Origin of the sequence: Aquimarina gracilis (assembly GCF_035285365.1) — a bacterium.
Taxonomy (GTDB): domain Bacteria; phylum Bacteroidota; class Bacteroidia; order Flavobacteriales; family Flavobacteriaceae; genus Aquimarina; species Aquimarina gracilis.
Window position 1 is genome coordinate 1 of record NZ_JAYKLX010000008.1, and the last position, 16500, is coordinate 16500.

The 16500-nt window shown below is 36.6% G+C and carries 14 protein-coding genes; 7 read left to right on the forward strand and 7 right to left on the reverse strand.

Annotated elements, in window-relative coordinates; genetic code table 11:
• Positions 1-654 precede the first annotated feature (654 nt).
• The 7 genes from U6A24_RS16700 (at position 655) to U6A24_RS16730 (ending at position 9788) form a co-directional block, all read left to right on the forward strand.
• Entirely contained in the window at positions 655-1197 is a 543-nt protein-coding gene (locus U6A24_RS16700) for a 3-hydroxyanthranilate 3,4-dioxygenase (protein WP_324181141.1), read from the forward strand.
• 156 nt (positions 1198-1353) lie between these two features.
• A complete protein-coding gene (gene amaB / locus U6A24_RS16705) occupies positions 1354-2907 on the forward strand; it encodes an L-piperidine-6-carboxylate dehydrogenase (RefSeq protein WP_324181142.1) in 1554 nt (517 codons plus the stop codon).
• Between the two features lie 104 nt (positions 2908-3011).
• Positions 3012-4397 carry an MGH1-like glycoside hydrolase domain-containing protein gene (locus tag U6A24_RS16710; protein ID WP_324181143.1) on the forward strand — a complete coding sequence of 462 codons (1386 nt, stop codon included), beginning with the start codon at positions 3012-3014 and terminating at the stop codon, positions 4395-4397.
• Between the two features lie 78 nt (positions 4398-4475).
• On the forward strand, positions 4476-4850 hold the full coding sequence (locus U6A24_RS16715) for a hypothetical protein (protein ID WP_324181144.1): 375 nt from the start codon (positions 4476-4478) through the stop codon (positions 4848-4850).
• A gap of 208 nt (positions 4851-5058) precedes the next feature.
• Positions 5059-8757, forward strand: coding sequence for a T9SS type A sorting domain-containing protein (locus U6A24_RS16720; RefSeq protein WP_324181145.1), 3699 nt, complete (start codon positions 5059-5061; stop codon positions 8755-8757).
• 59 nt (positions 8758-8816) lie between these two features.
• Positions 8817-9272, forward strand: coding sequence for a hypothetical protein (locus tag U6A24_RS16725; RefSeq protein WP_324181146.1), 456 nt, complete (start codon positions 8817-8819; stop codon positions 9270-9272).
• A 21-nt stretch (positions 9273-9293) separates the two neighbouring features.
• On the forward strand, positions 9294-9788 hold the full coding sequence (locus U6A24_RS16730; RefSeq protein WP_324181147.1) for a hypothetical protein: 495 nt from the start codon (positions 9294-9296) through the stop codon (positions 9786-9788).
• An 8-nt stretch (positions 9789-9796) separates the two neighbouring features.
• Here the strand turns inward: U6A24_RS16730 and U6A24_RS16735 are convergent, their stop codons facing one another.
• The 7 genes from U6A24_RS16735 to U6A24_RS16765 all read right to left on the reverse strand — a co-directional run bounded on the left by U6A24_RS16735 (position 9797) and on the right by U6A24_RS16765 (position 16281).
• Positions 9797-10897, reverse strand: a complete 1101-nt coding sequence (locus U6A24_RS16735) for a DNA helicase PriA (RefSeq protein WP_324181148.1) — start codon at positions 10895-10897, stop codon at positions 9797-9799.
• 90 nt (positions 10898-10987) lie between these two features.
• Positions 10988-12127 (reverse strand): SPFH domain-containing protein, encoded by a 1140-nt coding sequence (locus U6A24_RS16740; RefSeq protein ID WP_324181149.1) that lies wholly within the window; start codon positions 12125-12127, stop codon positions 10988-10990.
• A gap of 131 nt (positions 12128-12258) precedes the next feature.
• Complete coding sequence (locus U6A24_RS16745; RefSeq protein WP_324181150.1) at positions 12259-12897, reverse strand: hypothetical protein; 639 nt, start codon at positions 12895-12897, stop codon at positions 12259-12261.
• Between the two features lie 216 nt (positions 12898-13113).
• Complete coding sequence (locus U6A24_RS16750; RefSeq protein ID WP_324181151.1) at positions 13114-13842, reverse strand: metallophosphoesterase; 729 nt, start codon at positions 13840-13842, stop codon at positions 13114-13116.
• Between the two features lie 89 nt (positions 13843-13931).
• Positions 13932-15068, reverse strand: a complete 1137-nt coding sequence (locus U6A24_RS16755) for an ATP-binding protein (RefSeq protein ID WP_324181152.1) — start codon at positions 15066-15068, stop codon at positions 13932-13934.
• Between the two features lie 32 nt (positions 15069-15100).
• Positions 15101-15517: a four helix bundle protein gene (locus U6A24_RS16760; protein WP_324181153.1), complete on the reverse strand. Its 417-nt coding sequence runs from the start codon at positions 15515-15517 to the stop codon at positions 15101-15103.
• A gap of 11 nt (positions 15518-15528) precedes the next feature.
• Entirely contained in the window at positions 15529-16281 is a 753-nt protein-coding gene (locus U6A24_RS16765) for an SDR family NAD(P)-dependent oxidoreductase (RefSeq protein WP_407654062.1), read from the reverse strand.
• Positions 16282-16500 lie beyond the last annotated feature (219 nt).

The window sequence follows — 16500 nt, forward strand, 5'->3', positions numbered from 1 at the left end:
TTCTTAACTCCTTTCCTTTGAAGAGGGGGAGAAAATTGAAAAGAGCTAAGTATCAAACATTTAGTTTGTTTCAGGCATTTTTCTTATTTCAAACTCATGTTAGTTTAACAAAACCCCCATTATTACTGGCCCGCGCACTAGGTTGGGGTCTCCGCACCGTGCGGACGCCTCACCCTGGTGCGCGGGAGAGTCACCTACCTGTGGGGACAGGTCACCCTATACCGCTGATCGATACACCTAGCGTGGGGGAAGGTTACCTACCTGCGCGGAGCACCTGCCGTGTACCGCTGATCGATAAAATTGTGTGGGAGAAGGTTGCCACCCCGCGGGGACAGGTCACCCTATACCGCTGATCGATACACCTAGCGCGGGGGAAGGTTACCTACCTGTGCGGAGCAACTGCCGGGTGCTGTTGGTCGATAAAACTAGTGCGCGGAAAGGTCACCACCCTGTGCGGAGCAGCTACCGTGTGCCGCTGGTCGATAAAAATGTGTGGGGGAGAGTTGCCGACGTGCGCGGGTGAGGTTTGGTGGGGTGTTGGTCGAGGAAATGGTGTGAGATTAGTTCATAGAAAGATAACTCGATGTCTTATTACAAAAGTTTATAAGATTTCCCATTCATTTCCGTACTTTTATATTCCTTAAAAATTGATGTATGGCGATTCAAAAACCATTTAATCTCAATCAGTGGATTGAAGAAAACAGAGATACTTTAAAACCGCCTGTAGGAAATAAAAATTTATATAAAGACGCCGGCGATTATATTGTGATGATCGTGGCAGGACCAAATGCCCGAAAAGATTATCATTACAACGAGACCGAAGAGCTTTTTTATCAGCTCGAAGGCACCATCGAAGTGCATATTCAAGAAAATGGAGAAAAGAAAACCATGAAATTAGGTCCGGGAGATATGTATTTACATCCTGCAAAAGTTCCACATTCACCTGTTCGGTATGAAGGGTCTATTGGCCTGGTAATCGAAAGAAAACGAGTAGATCTCGAAGCCGAAGATGGATTGTTATGGTTTTGTGATAACTGCAATAACAAATTACACGAAGTGTATTTTAAACTACATGATATTGAAAAAGATTTTTTAAAGCACTTTAAACATTTTTACGGCAGTAAAACCCTGAGAACATGTAATAATTGCGGAACCGTAATGCCAACAGATAAGCGATTTGTTTCTGAAGAAGTCTAGAATCAATTTAGTTCTAATACTACTTTTTGGTTGAGAAATTGATTTTTTTAAGGGTTGTTTTTTAAAAAATTATTCAAAACTGATGTAATAACAGGTCAAAATTTAATATATCTGCAAAACACAGTATCTTTACCTTTTCAAAAAGTAACAAATAATATGGCAACAGCAGTAGTAGATTTTGGGATTCAGGAAGCCCTACAACAATTAGGTGTTTCAGATCATAATAAAGGAACTTCAACAGGATCAAACTGGTTTTCTAGTGGCGAAGCAATTACCTCATATTCACCGGTAGATGGCGAATTAATAGGGAAGGTAGAAACCACAGCAAAGGATGATTACGAAAAAGTAATTGAAACAGCAGCCGAAGCCTTTAAGTCCTGGAGAGTAATGCCAGCTCCGCAACGAGGTGAAATTGTACGACAATTTGGTGAAGAGCTTCGTAAACTAAAGGAACCTCTTGGTAAATTAGTTTCATACGAAATGGGAAAATCTTACCAAGAAGGATTGGGTGAGGTACAAGAGATGATCGACATCTGTGATTTTGCAGTCGGTCTTTCAAGACAATTGCACGGGTTAACTATGCACTCAGAACGACCTGGACACAGAATGTATGAGCAATATCACCCACTTGGGATTGTAGGGATTATTTCGGCATTTAATTTTCCTGTAGCGGTTTGGTCATGGAATACGGCCCTAGCGTGGATCTGTGGAGATGTTTGCGTTTGGAAACCAAGCGAAAAAACACCACTTTGTGGAGTTGCCTGTCAAAATATAATAGCCAAAGTATTAAAAGAAAATAATTTACCTGAAGGTATATCCTGTTTGATTAATGGAGACTATAAAGTAGGTGAGATGATGACTACCGATAAACGAGTTCCGCTGGTTTCTGCAACGGGATCTACTCGTATGGGTAAAATTGTTGCGGCTACAGTAGGGCAACGTTTAGGAAAATCATTATTAGAATTAGGAGGTAACAACGCAATAATCGTTACACCTGATGCCGATATCAAAATGACGGTGATTGGTGCCGTATTTGGTGCTGTTGGTACCGCAGGACAACGCTGTACTTCTACACGTCGTTTGATTATTCACGAATCAATTTATGATAAGGTAAAAAATGCTGTTGTAGATGCCTATGGGCAGTTGAGAATAGGAAATCCCCTCGACGAAAATAATCATGTAGGCCCATTAATTGACAAAGATGCTGTAAAAGGATATCAAAATGCACTCGAAAAAGTAGTCAAAGAAGGAGGAAATATTGTTGTAGCAGGAGGAGTGCTTTCTGGAGAAGGGTATGAAAGTGGTTGCTATGTAAAACCAGCCATTGCCGAAGCCAATAATGCTTTTGAGATTGTACAACATGAAACTTTTGCTCCGGTTTTATATCTTTTGAAATACAGTGGCGAGGTCGAGAATGCGATCGAATTACAAAATGGAGTGGCACAAGGATTATCTTCGGCAATTATGACGAATAACCTTCGCGAAGCAGAGCGGTTTCTATCACACGCAGGATCAGATTGTGGTATTGCCAATGTAAATATTGGAACCTCGGGAGCCGAGATTGGCGGAGCTTTTGGAGGCGAAAAAGAAACTGGTGGTGGACGTGAATCTGGATCTGATGCCTGGAAAGTATATATGCGTCGTCAGACCAATACAATTAATTATACTACAGAGTTACCACTGGCTCAAGGAATCAAATTTGATTTATAGACATCGCAATTCTTCAAATAATAAGTTGAAAGCATCTCGATTATCGAGATGCTTTTTTTGTTGGATACATTCGATTGCGTAACTTTCTGAAAAATAATGGGCTTATGCAAAGAAGAGAATTCACAAAAAAACTGGGTCTCACTGTTAGCGTTATGGGGATTTCCGGAATGTATGCTTGTAAAGACGAAACGACCGTTTCAGAAACCAAACCGAAGCCAGATTGTCCTTCAGATTTTAAGGTTACTCCAGAATTATCCGAGCGAATGTATAATCGCGCCCTCGAGATCACAAAATCCAAGGTAAGAGGAGGAGATACAGAATTATTTTTCAAAAAACCATTTATCGATGCAGCATTTTCGCAAAACATCTTTCTTTGGGATACCTGTTTTATGGTTTGCTTTGCAAAATACCATTTAGATGAGCTTCCGGTATATCAGGCTCTCGATAATTTTTATGATCGAATAGATAACGACGGTTACATTTGTAGAGAATATAGACAGGATGGATCACCGCTTTGGTCCAAAGAACATCCAGTATCTATAAACCCACCGCTATTAGCTTTTGCAGAGCTAGAAATTTACTCAATTTCTCAAGATAAAGAACGACTTAAAAAAGTGTATCCCATTTTGAAAAAGAATTTCGAATTTTTGGTACGTACGTATCAAATGGAAGATGATTTGTTTTATGCAGATACTTTGGGAATGGGAATGGATAACATACAACGCTATCCAAAAGGGTGGAACAACGATGGTAATGGAATGACGCATCATGAATTGGGAGAAAAATTAGGCAAAATGGACGCAACTGGCGAAGAACGATTAAACACTTTTATTGCTGAATACCCCAAAACTTTACAGGGCGTATGGAATAAGCAGGGGAGATTGGTGGATTTTTCAAGTCAGATGGCTATGTTGGCAGATCAATTAAAAACCATTGCCGAAGTAATAGGAGTTTCAGAAGATATTGCATCTTATACCGAAATTCATGACAAAATATCCCGGGCAATCAACAAGTTTTGTTGGAACGAAGAAGACAGCATATATTACGACCTGGGATTTGGGAAACAAATAAAACGAAAACATATAGGAATGTATTGGGCGCTACTAGGTAAAGTGGTACCCGAAGATCGTATGGAACGTTTTTTATCTCATCTCGAAAACCCCGAAGAATTTGGAAGACGTACACCATTGCCTGCTCTTTCTGCAGATGATCCCGATTATAGAGGTTGGGGTGATTATTGGAGAGGTGGAGTATGGGCGCCAACATCATACATGGTACTTAAGGGATTGAAAGTTTGTGGTCAGGATACTTTGGCCAAAAGATTGGCACAAAAAACATATCAATCTGTAGCCGAAGTTTTTGCAATGACCCATACTTTTTGGGAAAATTATTCACCAGATCTGATATCCTATGGAATGCCAGCTAAAAAAGATTTCTGTGGCTGGACGGCTCTTATACCTATTGCGGTGTATAAAGAATTTGTCTCTTGATAAATACTTAACGCAACCATAAGATTTAAACAGCATCTAGTACATAGTAAAAAGAAATACAAATAAAATTGTAAATGCATGAAGAAGCTAGTTATAATTATTTTACTAATTACTTGTGTAGCCTGTAATAATGATGATGACACAACTCAAGATCCTATTTTTTGTACCGACGAAGCACGAGCAGGTCTAGAAGTGACCGTAAGAGATGGCATAGGAGGAGCATTTTTGACAGAAGGGGTAGCTGTGATAGCAACCGATAATGAATATCAAGAAACGCTTGAAAACTTTACCGGGTCAAATGCATTTTTTGGAGCATTCGAACGAACAGGAATCTATATCATAACCGCAACAAAAAGCGGATATACCAATAGTGTAACAGAACCTGTTGTAGTTGAAAAAGATGCCTGCCATGTCATTACCGAAAGTGTAGAAATAATATTAGAAAAACAATAGCTCAGGATGTTAAGAATAACGGATTGCAAAGATGTTTTAGACAAAGCTTTTTTATTATTAACATTCGTTTAATATTAGGAATTTGGTTAAAAAAACCTCAATTTTTTTTACGAAATACATAAAAAAGTATTAAAAATTATGAATTTTTAAGAAAAAATGTCGAGAATTTAAGTTAGATTTGCGAATTACTCACAAATCAGCTTAAAAAATGAAAACATTTCTATTTTATTCCAAACGTTTAGTTTGGGGAATAGTTTTGTTGGGGACTATCACTTTAAACGCCCAACAACGAACCAATGGTCTAACCGATTCATCTGGTGAACAACTACCCTCAAAACCGCAAGGGCATAAGTTGTACAAACAATCAAAGTTATTCGACAATACTCCAAAAATCAAACGTCCTGGTGAAGACATTGAAGCCAGAATGGAGTATGAATTCCAAAGATTAAGAGATCCGAATACGGGTAAAATTCCTAGTGGGATCAACGATGCAGAACTTGAGTTTTCAAGTAGAATTCCCGAGGGGAACGATTCTAAGAAGTCTCTTTCGGTAGCGGCAAAATCTGCAAAGTCATCCAAATCCAGCCGATTTTCATATTGGCAGAACAGAGGACCTTTTAATGTAGGGGGAAGAACAAGAGCATTGGCGATCGATAGAACCAATGAAAACATTATTCTTGCAGGTGGTGTATCTGGAGGATTATGGCGCTCTATTGATGCAGGACAATCATGGAGAAAGGTGACCAATCGTAGACAATCTCCTAGTATTACTACTATTGTTCAGGACCCAAGACCGGGTAGACATAATACGTGGTATTATGGATCAGGAGAATTTAGAGGAAACTCTGCAGGTGCAGGAGGTGCATTTTTTGCAGGTACTGGTGTATACAAATCTGTAAACGGAGGAAGAACCTGGAGACTTTTGGAAAGTACTAATGACGGAGATGTAAATTCTATTTCTCCATTTGATATTATAAACTCTATAGCTATCCATCCAGTAAGTGGGGATCTTTATGTCGCTACATTAAACGGAATACACCGTTCACAAGATGGAGGTAATTCTTTTCAAGAAGTACTAGCGGGAGGACCTGATAATATTACAGAAATAAACATTACCACAACAGGTCAGATTTATGCGACTATAGAATTATCTGGCGATCCAAATGCTGGGTTTTTTACTTCGACCGATGGTAATGAGTGGACATCAATTACACCGGCAACTATTCCACCAGCATTTGGTAGAACGGTAATGGGGATAGACCCTTCTAATGAAAGTATTGTTTACTTCTTCTCTCATATCCTTGGAACTAGTTCAGCGTTTTTATTTAAATATGATGCCGATGCAGCAACACCAGAAGAAATGTGGATCGATTTAAGTGCTAACCTTCCTACCACAATCGGAGGAAGAGTAGGTAACTTAAACCTACAAGGAAATTATAATATGGTAGTAAAGGTTAGTCCAGCAGATCCAAATTTGGTTTTTGTAGGAGGTACTAATTTATATAGATCTACAACAGGATTTACAACACCTGCTGGTCAAGAGAGTTGGGTTGGTGGATATTCACCTTTAAATGATGTAAGTGTTTATCCAGATCAACACCCAGATCAGCATGTATTACTTTTCTACCCATCTAATCCAAACAAAGCATTAACTGGGTCAGATGGTGGAGTTGCGGTTACAGAGGATATAACAACTACACTTTCTCCAGAGGAACCTGTAGATTGGGTTTCACTTAATAATGGGTATTTGACCACCCAACCTTATCATGTATCTTTTGATCCAGAAGCTAATTCTGATGACCTGTTAGCTGGTTTTCAGGATAATGGAACATGGTACACAAATTCTACAGACCCTACTACACCTTGGACCGAGGATTTTGGAGGAGATGGATCTTATAGTGCGTTTGCAGATGGCGGTAGAACCAGATATGTGTCTTCACAAGGAGGAAACCTTTATAGACTTAATTTTGATGAAACAGGAGCTTTTGAATCTTTTACAAGAGTACGTCCTACACGAGTAGACGGTCTTGCATTTATTGCACCTTTTGTGTTAGATCCAAATAATGATAATATAATGTATCTACCTGGTGGTAGAACAATCTGGAGAAATAATAATCTTGATGAAATTCCATTATTTTCGAATGCTACTACTAGTGTGAATTGGGTAGGATTACAGACCTCACAAATTCCAATAAGTGAGGATCCTACTATTACTTCAAGAATTACTGCTTTAGATGTGTCTCAATACCCTGTTGCCAACAGATTGTATTATGGTTCTAATGTTGGAGGTATTTATCGCATGGATAATGCGAATCTTGATGGACAAGAAGCAATTGATATCTCGGCTGGAAAAGGTCTTCCTGCTGGATTCGTAAATGATATCAATGTAGATGCTTCAAATGCAGACAGAGTAATCGTTACTTTTTCAAATTATGGGATTATTAGTTTATACCTTACCGAAGACGGAGGTGAAACATGGACCAACATAAGTGGTAACCTGGAAGAAAATGCAGATGGAACAGGAAATGGACCTTCAGTAAGAAGTACGGCATTTTTAGGAGGTAGCCAAGGCTTTTTAGGTTCAAGAACTCAAAGAGTATTTGCTGCAACAAGTACAGGGTTGTATTATGCTACTAGATTAAATGGAGAAAGAACACGCTGGATCAAAGAACCATTTGCTATAGGAAATGCTGTTACCGATGAGGTAAGAACTCGTAAAGATGGTTTTATTGCTGTAGCTGCTCACGGAAATGGTCTTTACAGTGCTAGATTCCCTGTTTTTAATGATATCCCAGAGCTTTCTTTAAGTGTGGCATATGGATTAGATAATCTTACTTTTCCACAGGACAGCGAAGATGTAACTATCGATATTACAGGATTGTTTGTGAGCTCTCAGGGAGCTTCAATTGATATAGAAGTTGTAAATGGCAATTCCGATTTAGTAAGTGCCTCTCTAGAAGAAGATTCACTTACATTATCATTCGGAGAAGGGATGATAGGAAGTTCCACAATTAATTTGATTGCCACTGCTGGAGGAGAACAAGTTTCTGCAGGATTCAATGTTTTAGTATTTCGCGAAGGTGCTATATATGAACAAACAGAACCTGTAATTACCGATGTGCCTTCTCAGTCATTCCTTGATTTTGGAGGGGCTTTAGCTCAAATTGCTGATGATTTTGTAGTACCTGAAAATACACAATGGACAATCGATCAAATATTAGCTTTTGGTGCAAAACGTAATGCTCCGACACTTGATAATGCTACAGCCATTATTTATAGCGATAATGATGGAGCTCCAGGAGAAGAAGTATACAATAGTGGTAGCATTTCTTCTGTATATGGAACATCAAATCCTGATTTAAATCTTGTATTTCCTGAGGCCGTTACTTTAGAAAGCGGTAAGTATTGGTTATCAATATATGCTACGTTGAACTTTAGACCAGATGCTACCCAATGGTACTGGCAAGCTCAAAGTGGCGGAGTTGGACAGGAACCTCAATTTAGAGATAATTTTAATTTGTTTGGAACCGGTGCAGTAGACTGGACACCAGTGTCTTTGTCTCTTGGTAGACCGCCAACAGATCAAATTTTCCAGATTTTTGGTTCTGTTGAAAATTCTGAATCGACTAAGCAGCTTTTGGCTACCCTTAATAAGTCTTCGGTAAATACTTTTGTAGCTCCAAACCCCTCTTCTGGTAAGTTTGTGTTTAGCTTTAACGGTATAGATAGCCAAGGGGACTTATCTATAAACATATATGATATATCAGGTAAATTGGTGTATGCAAAGTCGAACATTGATAAGAATTTCAACTTTGAGTGGGATTCATCAGCAAACCAATCTGGATTCTATTTTGCAAAAATTAGAGGAAAGGATTTTGCTAGAAATGTGAAACTGGTAAAAAGATAAATTGTTTATCCAAAGAAAAAAGGAGTCAAATATTTGACTCCTTTTTTTATTTTTACAATATGTATAGGATACTTTGCAGTATAGTAATATTCGTTTTTTGTTCTTGTAAACCGGCAAGCGTTACTAAGGAAACAAAAAACAATATTGCCACCGAAAATGAAATAGGCAAACCAAAGTTTACCGATATAGAAGATCAAAGTGAAGACCCTGGCTCTATGGAATTAGTAGGGTCTATTGCCGATATAATAATTGAAGCAAGTCTTTGTGATAGAAAATACCGGGTGGCTGTAAAACTAAAAGTTAAAAATGTGATTAGAACCGGCCGCTTTATCTCAAAACCACTAGCGGCCAATAGTGAGCCGGTTATGGGTTTTGTAAATTTTTTAGCTAAAACCAGAAAGCTCGAGAATGAATTGGCAATTGGTCAGGAAATTTTGGTGACCGCTCGAGAACGTATGTGTATTGATCAAAGCCAAAGGTCCTATGAGATTTTAGGCTTCAAGATTATCAAATAAGTTATTTTTTAAAGTAAAGTCATGAATAAGATTGTATTTGCTCTTTCGGTTATCGCCTTTTTTTTATTTAATTCGAATTGTATAGCCCAGGAGAAAGAAGAAAAAGATATTAAAGAAAAAGTTGAAAGGCCCATTCTTGGTGATCCGACAAAAAATGAGGTAACAAAAAGGGATGTTACAAAGTTTAAGCCTTTAATGGAACCTAATGCTGTGCATGTTTCGGGATCGGTTTTAAGTTTTTTTAAAGACAAATCGGTATGCGATAAGATTTATAAAGCAACAGCAAAGGTTAAGGTAAAAAAAGTGGTAAGATCTGGATCGGCTTTGGTAAATTCTATTTCTTCAGGACAGGATATTACATTGATTTTTTTGAGAAAAAACAGCAAAACTTTAGATATGTTTGAACGAAAAGCGATCAAGGATAAGATGATTTCTTTTATCCTGAGAGAGACTTTGTGTTCGGATCCTGATACTAAAGAAACAATTTATGAAGTTGTACGGTTCAAAGTCAAATAAAAACGTTTTTATTGCGATATGGCAACCAGAACTACAATCACTATAATGATAAATAATACGAAAAAGAAAATCTTCCAGAAAGAGTAAGGCCGACTGCCAGAAATTGTACCTGTTTGTCCATTCACAAAAAAATTATATTTCTTTCCATTAAAGCGATAGGCACTTATATATACAGGTAGCAAAATGTGTTTGAACGTTTCTTCAGATAAACTCATATCGACTCCATGCACGCGCTGTGTATCGCCTCCAATATCCCTTCTTGCCCAGGAAACTGCAATTTTCTCTGCTTCTTTGGTAGAAGACAAATGACCGTCTTTTAAAGGGATTGTATATTTTTCGGTTACAAACCCCGATAAGAAACTGGGATTAAAAGATTCGAGAGCTTCTAGGTTCCAATTTGAAATTTTTGAAGGTATTGCGTTTTTACGCTGGTGTGAAGCTTTAATCAAAGTATCATCTATAAAACCACTAATGGCACCCCTGGTGGGAGTCCATTTTGTTCTACGTTCTTGCCTCGTTTTTCGAACCGTTTTACCATTTACTGTTGTTGTATAGGGTACATTTACATAATAATAATCGCCACGCTCTCCAGTATAATTGGCAAATAATTGCGCATCAAAAGTCCAGTAGGGCAGGTACAATCCCTTGGTGTTTTGAGGATCTAAAGCGGCCTTTTTAAGGTTGTTGGGAGCGAACCACAACCCTTTTACCCATTTTGCAAAGATTTGATGAGATTTTTTCTGATTAAATTGAAAAGGAAGAACTGCGCCCGGTAGTATCCAGTCTTCTTTATACGCATCTTCAATAATCAAAGGCATCGTGCAATAGACACAATGTAGCGACTTGTAGTTTTCTTCAATATGCTGGTTGGCACCACAATTTTTGCAGTGCAACATCATGATTTCTTCAGAATGAGATTGAGACCCCATTTCGTTGAGATAAGGTTTTAGTTCTAATTCTTGAAAACCATCTTCATTTTGGGCTATAGTTTCCTCATGGCCACAATATTCACAAGTAATATTTGTGGTTCCAGGTTTGTATTTTAACTCTGCACCACAATTAATGCAGGCCTTCTTTTGTTCTGAAGCAGCTTTTTTTTGTTCTTCCATTTAGGAACGAATACTGGATTAAAATTAATTCCTTCTCTCCATTGTAGAGAAGGTTGTAATGACTATTACGGTATTATCTTGTAAAAATTTTTAGCTACCAGGTAATGGAGGCGGAGTGTTACCACCTAGAAAAGATTTTAGTTCTTCTACATCTTTTAGCGCAGTCCAATTTGCCATACCTTGTTTCCATATTAATGAATCTCGGTTTACTGTTCTATTGGCAAACAGGGCTTGCAATTGATCAAATGAAACCGGACCGGCTTGCTGTCCGTTACTAGCGTAAAAATACTGTACTTGAGTGGGCATTGGAGGAGGAGCAACTGGAGCTTGTTGTTGTGGGCTTGCCGCTCTTTGTTGTCCACCCATTGGATTCATCATGCCACCCATTTGTTGGGCAAGTACAAATCCCATTCCCATTCCCATACCGGCTCCTGCTGTACCACCTTCATTGGCTGCTGCCGCCTCAATAGCTTTGGCGGTTTTAAATTTGGTAAGCTTATCCAGATCTAATTTATCTATTCTACTGTATTCGAATATCTCTTTCTTTAATTCTTCGGGCATAGACACATTTTCTATAAAGAATTTTTCTAGAGAAATCCCAACCGAGTTGAACTCGGGTTGCATTACTTCAAGGCATGTTTCAGATAACTCGGTAGTATTGGCTGCATATAATTCTATAGGAAGATTGGCTTCGCCAATAGTATCTGTAAAACGTGTAGAGATTAAGCTTTTAAGATGTTCATTGATTTCAAAATTGGTAAAATTTGCATCGGTACCTACTATATCAATAATAAATTTACCAGCATCATTAATTTTAAAGGCGTAGGTACCAAAGGCACGAATTTCTACCAAACCAAAACGATCATCGTTAAGTGTAATTGGGTTTTTGGTACCCCATTTTTCATCGGTAAACAAGTGTGTGTTAACAAAATACACTTCTGCTTTAAAAGGACTATTAAACCCGTATTTCCAACCTTTCAAAGTTGCCAAAATTGGTAAGTTTTGGGTGTTTAGCGTATAAGTTCCTGGAGTAAAAACATCTGCCAATTGTCCTTCATTAATAAATACAGCAGTTTGTCCTTCGCGTACTATAAGTTGCGCTCCGTTTTTTATTTCGTTTTGGTAACGTTCAAATCGATGTACAATGGTGTCATCGGTATAATCTAACCATTCTACTATATCAATAAACTCGTGGCTTAGTTTTTTCTTTATTTCGTCAAAAATTCCCATTTGTAGTCTGTTTATAAATTCGTGTTCTAAAGCTACAAAATTGTAAGATAGGTTAAAAGCAATTAGAAAATTATAATTGTTTAAGATGTATTGATCTCAGAAACTTACTTACATTTCGTTGTTGTTCACCATTAATCCTCGAACAATAAAACATCGTCATTTTTGGAAGTCTCAACGGCATATCGTACTATACAATATAAGCCTATTATATAGAATGAGATATCGGCATAGAAGGCCAGGAAAAGCTCTAAAAAATAGGCAATAAACCATGAAATATCTGAAAGTACTAGTCCAAAAACGAAGTAAGCGAAATACATTGATCGCTTAGTATGATACCTAAAGTTATATTGTATAGCTGCTATGATTACACCAATTATGGTAATGCCATAAACCAGAAACAAAATCAAATCCAAAGTGTCATTCATTTTATCTGAGGTGTTCCATATTGTTTGAATGGCGAATCCTAAATTTAAAACTACTATTACTCCAATAAAAAAATGAAATATTGGTTTTATGTTTTTGAACAGGGTAAGTTTGGTAAACACACTTTTTATGAGCAAAATATAAGCGCCAATTTTAACGATGGAAATCAATTTTCCCAAAGTGATATGCTCATAATTTAAATTGAAAACATCGGCCAAGATGAGTAAGATAAATACAAATATTATGTTTTTGTCTCTATGGCCTTTAAATAATAGGAGAACCACAAAGTAACTACAAATTGAAAGTAATCTTGATAACCTTCTCTCATACATTGTATAGGAACTCATAACCAATACGTTAAGAAATACTAGAATTATAGTAAGTATGGTTATGATTTTTATAAATGAATGATTCGATACTTTCATTGCAGTTATAATAAATTACTTACAAAGTAATCATTTTTATATTCAAATTCTTGGTTATAACGGGTTCTGTATTATAATTGCGAAATATACATTTTACGATATTTCTTTAGTGAGATCTAGTGTTATCGTTATTGGATTTTAATTTCGTCCATTTTCATTAGGGTACAACGTATAAACCGGATCACTTTGCCAATACTCTTTGGTATCAATATCTATAGCGGTAAGAGGCCCTTTAAAAGCCGCTCCAGTATCAATATTCCAGACACAAGAGGCATTTACCGGAATTGTTTTTTCTATTCGAGTTACAGGAGTGTGACCTATGTATATTTCGTCGAATAGTAATAATCGCTTTGGGTAATTAAAATCAGTAGGTTTGAGATTTGGATTTAGAGCTAGTGCTGTTTCCCACAAAGTTCTGTCCCAATAAAATGTTTCATCAAAATATTCTCGATGAGGTCCATGTAGATTAGAGAAGCCAGCGTGAAGAAACAAACGATTATTATGATCTATGTGATAATTAATAAGTTCTTGATAGAATTGTAAATGTGTATTTATTTCCGCTTCTGATAGTTTTGAATAGGAATCAATAGTAGCTTGTCCGCCATGAATCATCCATTCGGGATTATAGGTTTTTTGTGTTAACCAGCTGTAACAAAGGTCGTCATGGTTGCCTCGTATGAAGGTGCAGTTATGGGTTTTTTTAAGTTGGATGAGAAAGGAAACCAGGGATGCACTTTCACTCCAGCCATCTACATAGTCACCCAGGAAAATTAATGAATCTTCTGGTGATATTTTGGCTCGCTCTATTAATTGTCGAAGCGCTTTAAGGGCACCATGCATATCTCCTATTGCCAGGGTTCTGCTCATTTGGGATATTTTTTCTGTTTGTTATAAAATCATAGATTTCTAAAACCACTATTTATAAACTTACGAAAATTTTATAGAAAGTCTATTTTTCAACTATATCGTACTTTTCTAAGAATTCTTATGCTTTCTTTATAGAGTATATAAATCTTTTTATCATAGGTTTTTAAATAAGGTTTAGCTTCTTCTAACTTATCTTTTGCCTCGCTAAAATCATTAAAATAACAAAGTAAATACGTTGCAGGAAGATTATGAATATCTTTTTTATCATTTTTTGATAAAGGTACTTTGCTTTTTAACTTGTCAAGCAGTGCATTATTACTATTGTATAAATGAAAAAGAGTTTTTCTATCGAACTGCGGGGGTTCAAATAAGAGTTGGCTTTCTATGTCATAATTGGCATTATCTTTAAATGTTATTACTACTTCTTCAAGAGGATAATATTTATAAGTATCCTGAAGCCCTAATTGTACATACTCAATAATTTTAAATTGATCTTCAGTAAGAGAAATGCTCACTTCATCGAGTTCAGAATAAAACAACTTTACATGTTCATTAATCAATTCGATATCAACCCGAGAATAATACGTTTCGCCATTTTGTCTTTTTTCTTTTCCGGCCCAACACACCACAAAATACTCTTTAAAAACCTTGTATGCAGGATTATAGTCGATTCTAGAATTCATAAAATCGAAAACACCATCAAGAGTGAGTTCTATATTGTTTTGTGCATGGCTTTCTATAGAATTTACTATTTCAGAATTTACATCTTTGACTTCGATATCAAAAACTTTGGGCATGCTTATGCTGCCATCTCTTAAAAAAACAGTGCCGCCATAATATTTCCAGATGTTTTTACGCAGCGAACATATTTTGTCGGATTGTGAGCGTATAGAAACCAGTCCGACAACCTTATCACTTGGTAAGTGTGGGAACGGAATATTCTCATAAGCGACAAGGGGTGGGTTATCCAGGTAAGCATTCACCAAATTTTGAATTTTACTATCATCAAAAAAATCAACACCAACAATTTGATTATCTTCATCTTCGACTCCTATCACGATATATGAATTGTTATTAGGGTTAGAGTTGGATAATGCGCAAATATGTTTAAGAAACTTCGCTTTGCCTTCTTTTTCGCCAATATTAAGCTTACGCTTCTTATCATAAAAACTATTCTCGTCATTATGTGCCAGCAGGTTTTTAATAAGTAGGCGCTTGTTGATCACAATTATTGGCTATTTTACATTTCTATTGCTTATTAATCAAATTTTGGGCCCTTTCTTTCAGACTTTTTTAAATAATTAATGAATTTTGCGATTTGATCAATTAATTCTTGACTTCTCTTTGATAATTTAGAATAATCTTTTTCTGTAATATGATTTCTGTCTAATGCTCTTTGTAATTGAGCTTTAGTTTCTGAACAAGATCCTTTGGCATAGCTTAAAAAATTGATAAATTCTTTATTTCCTCCACGACCAAATCCTTCGGCTATATTATCCATTACTGAGTCTGAAGATCCATTAATCTGTTCTCGAAGCTTATAATCTTTCCCTAAAGAAGTATTAATAATTAGTTTCCAAATTTCATTACATTGTTGTCTTGCTAATTTATAAATTTCTAGCTCTTCAAATGATTTATAATGTGGCTTTAATAAATAAATAATAAAAATAGACAATAAGAAATTTTTTACAACTTTTTCTTAACGACGGTACTACTAGCTTGTGCCGTTGGAAAAACAATTAGATCTGCAATATTAACATGGTATGGGCGAGTAATTACAAAGGCAATAATATCTGCGATGTCTTCTGGTGTTAAAGGATCAAAACCTTTATAAACACTATCGGCACGTTGATCATCACCTTTAAAACGCACATTACTAAATTCGGTTTCGACCAATCCAGGATGTATTGCACCTACTTTGATGCCATATTGATTAAGATCAACTTGCATCCCTTTGTTAATCGCATCAACGGCATGTTTGCTGGCACAGTAAACATTGCCGTTGGGATATACTTCTTTTCCTGCAATAGAGCCTATATTTATAATATGCCCCGATTTTTGATCGATCATTTTTGGGATTACAGCCTTAGAAACGTATAACAAGCCTTTTACATTGATGTCGATCATGGCATCCCAGTCATCGATATTGCCCGTTTGGATAGGATCAAGACCGTGTGCATTTCCTGCATTGTTGATCAAAATATCGATAGAACCAAAATCCTTGGGTATACCATCGATACTTTGAAAAACCTTTTCTTTATCCCTAACATCAAAACAAAGTGTGTGGACTTTTACTGAGTTGCTTAATTCACTTTGTAATTGATTCAAACGATCTTGCCTTCTCCCGCAAAGGATAAGATCAATATTGTGTTTTGCCAGCTCGATGGCAGTAGATTTTCCAATGCCACTGGTAGCTCCTGTAATTAACGCTGTTTTCATCTTCATATATTATTGTTCAAAAAAATGCAACACCTACTTAAGTAGTCCGTCTTTTGATAAACCCATCATAGAAAATGATGAGAATTCGTATGTCGAATTTTTTCTAAAATTGCTTTAAATATACTGTAAAATTTGGGCATGTGTTATATACATTTAACCAACAATTAACAAGTGCGCGAAAATTATTTCGACAATTTGCAATGTTGAATTAGTAATGTT

Excerpts from the sequence above, each read along its gene's own strand:
- U6A24_RS16700 (WP_324181141.1), top strand. The coding sequence starts at position 655 with ATGGCGATTCAAAAACCATTTAATCTCAATCAGTGGATTGAAGAAAAC.
- amaB (WP_324181142.1), top strand. The coding sequence starts at position 1,354 with ATGGCAACAGCAGTAGTAGATTTTGGGATTCAGGAAGCCCTACAACAA.
- U6A24_RS16710 (WP_324181143.1), top strand. The coding sequence starts at position 3,012 with ATGCAAAGAAGAGAATTCACAAAAAAACTGGGTCTCACTGTTAGCGTT.
- U6A24_RS16715 (WP_324181144.1), top strand. The coding sequence starts at position 4,476 with ATGAAGAAGCTAGTTATAATTATTTTACTAATTACTTGTGTAGCCTGT.
- U6A24_RS16720 (WP_324181145.1), top strand. The coding sequence starts at position 5,059 with ATGAAAACATTTCTATTTTATTCCAAACGTTTAGTTTGGGGAATAGTT.
- U6A24_RS16725 (WP_324181146.1), top strand. The coding sequence starts at position 8,817 with ATGTATAGGATACTTTGCAGTATAGTAATATTCGTTTTTTGTTCTTGT.
- U6A24_RS16730 (WP_324181147.1), top strand. The coding sequence starts at position 9,294 with ATGAATAAGATTGTATTTGCTCTTTCGGTTATCGCCTTTTTTTTATTT.
- U6A24_RS16735 (WP_324181148.1), bottom strand. The coding sequence starts at position 10,897 with ATGGAAGAACAAAAAAAAGCTGCTTCAGAACAAAAGAAGGCCTGCATT.
- U6A24_RS16740 (WP_324181149.1), bottom strand. The coding sequence starts at position 12,127 with ATGGGAATTTTTGACGAAATAAAGAAAAAACTAAGCCACGAGTTTATT.
- U6A24_RS16745 (WP_324181150.1), bottom strand. The coding sequence starts at position 12,897 with ATGAGTTCCTATACAATGTATGAGAGAAGGTTATCAAGATTACTTTCA.
- U6A24_RS16750 (WP_324181151.1), bottom strand. The coding sequence starts at position 13,842 with ATGAGCAGAACCCTGGCAATAGGAGATATGCATGGTGCCCTTAAAGCG.
- U6A24_RS16765 (WP_407654062.1), bottom strand. The coding sequence starts at position 16,281 with ATGAAAACAGCGTTAATTACAGGAGCTACCAGTGGCATTGGAAAATCT.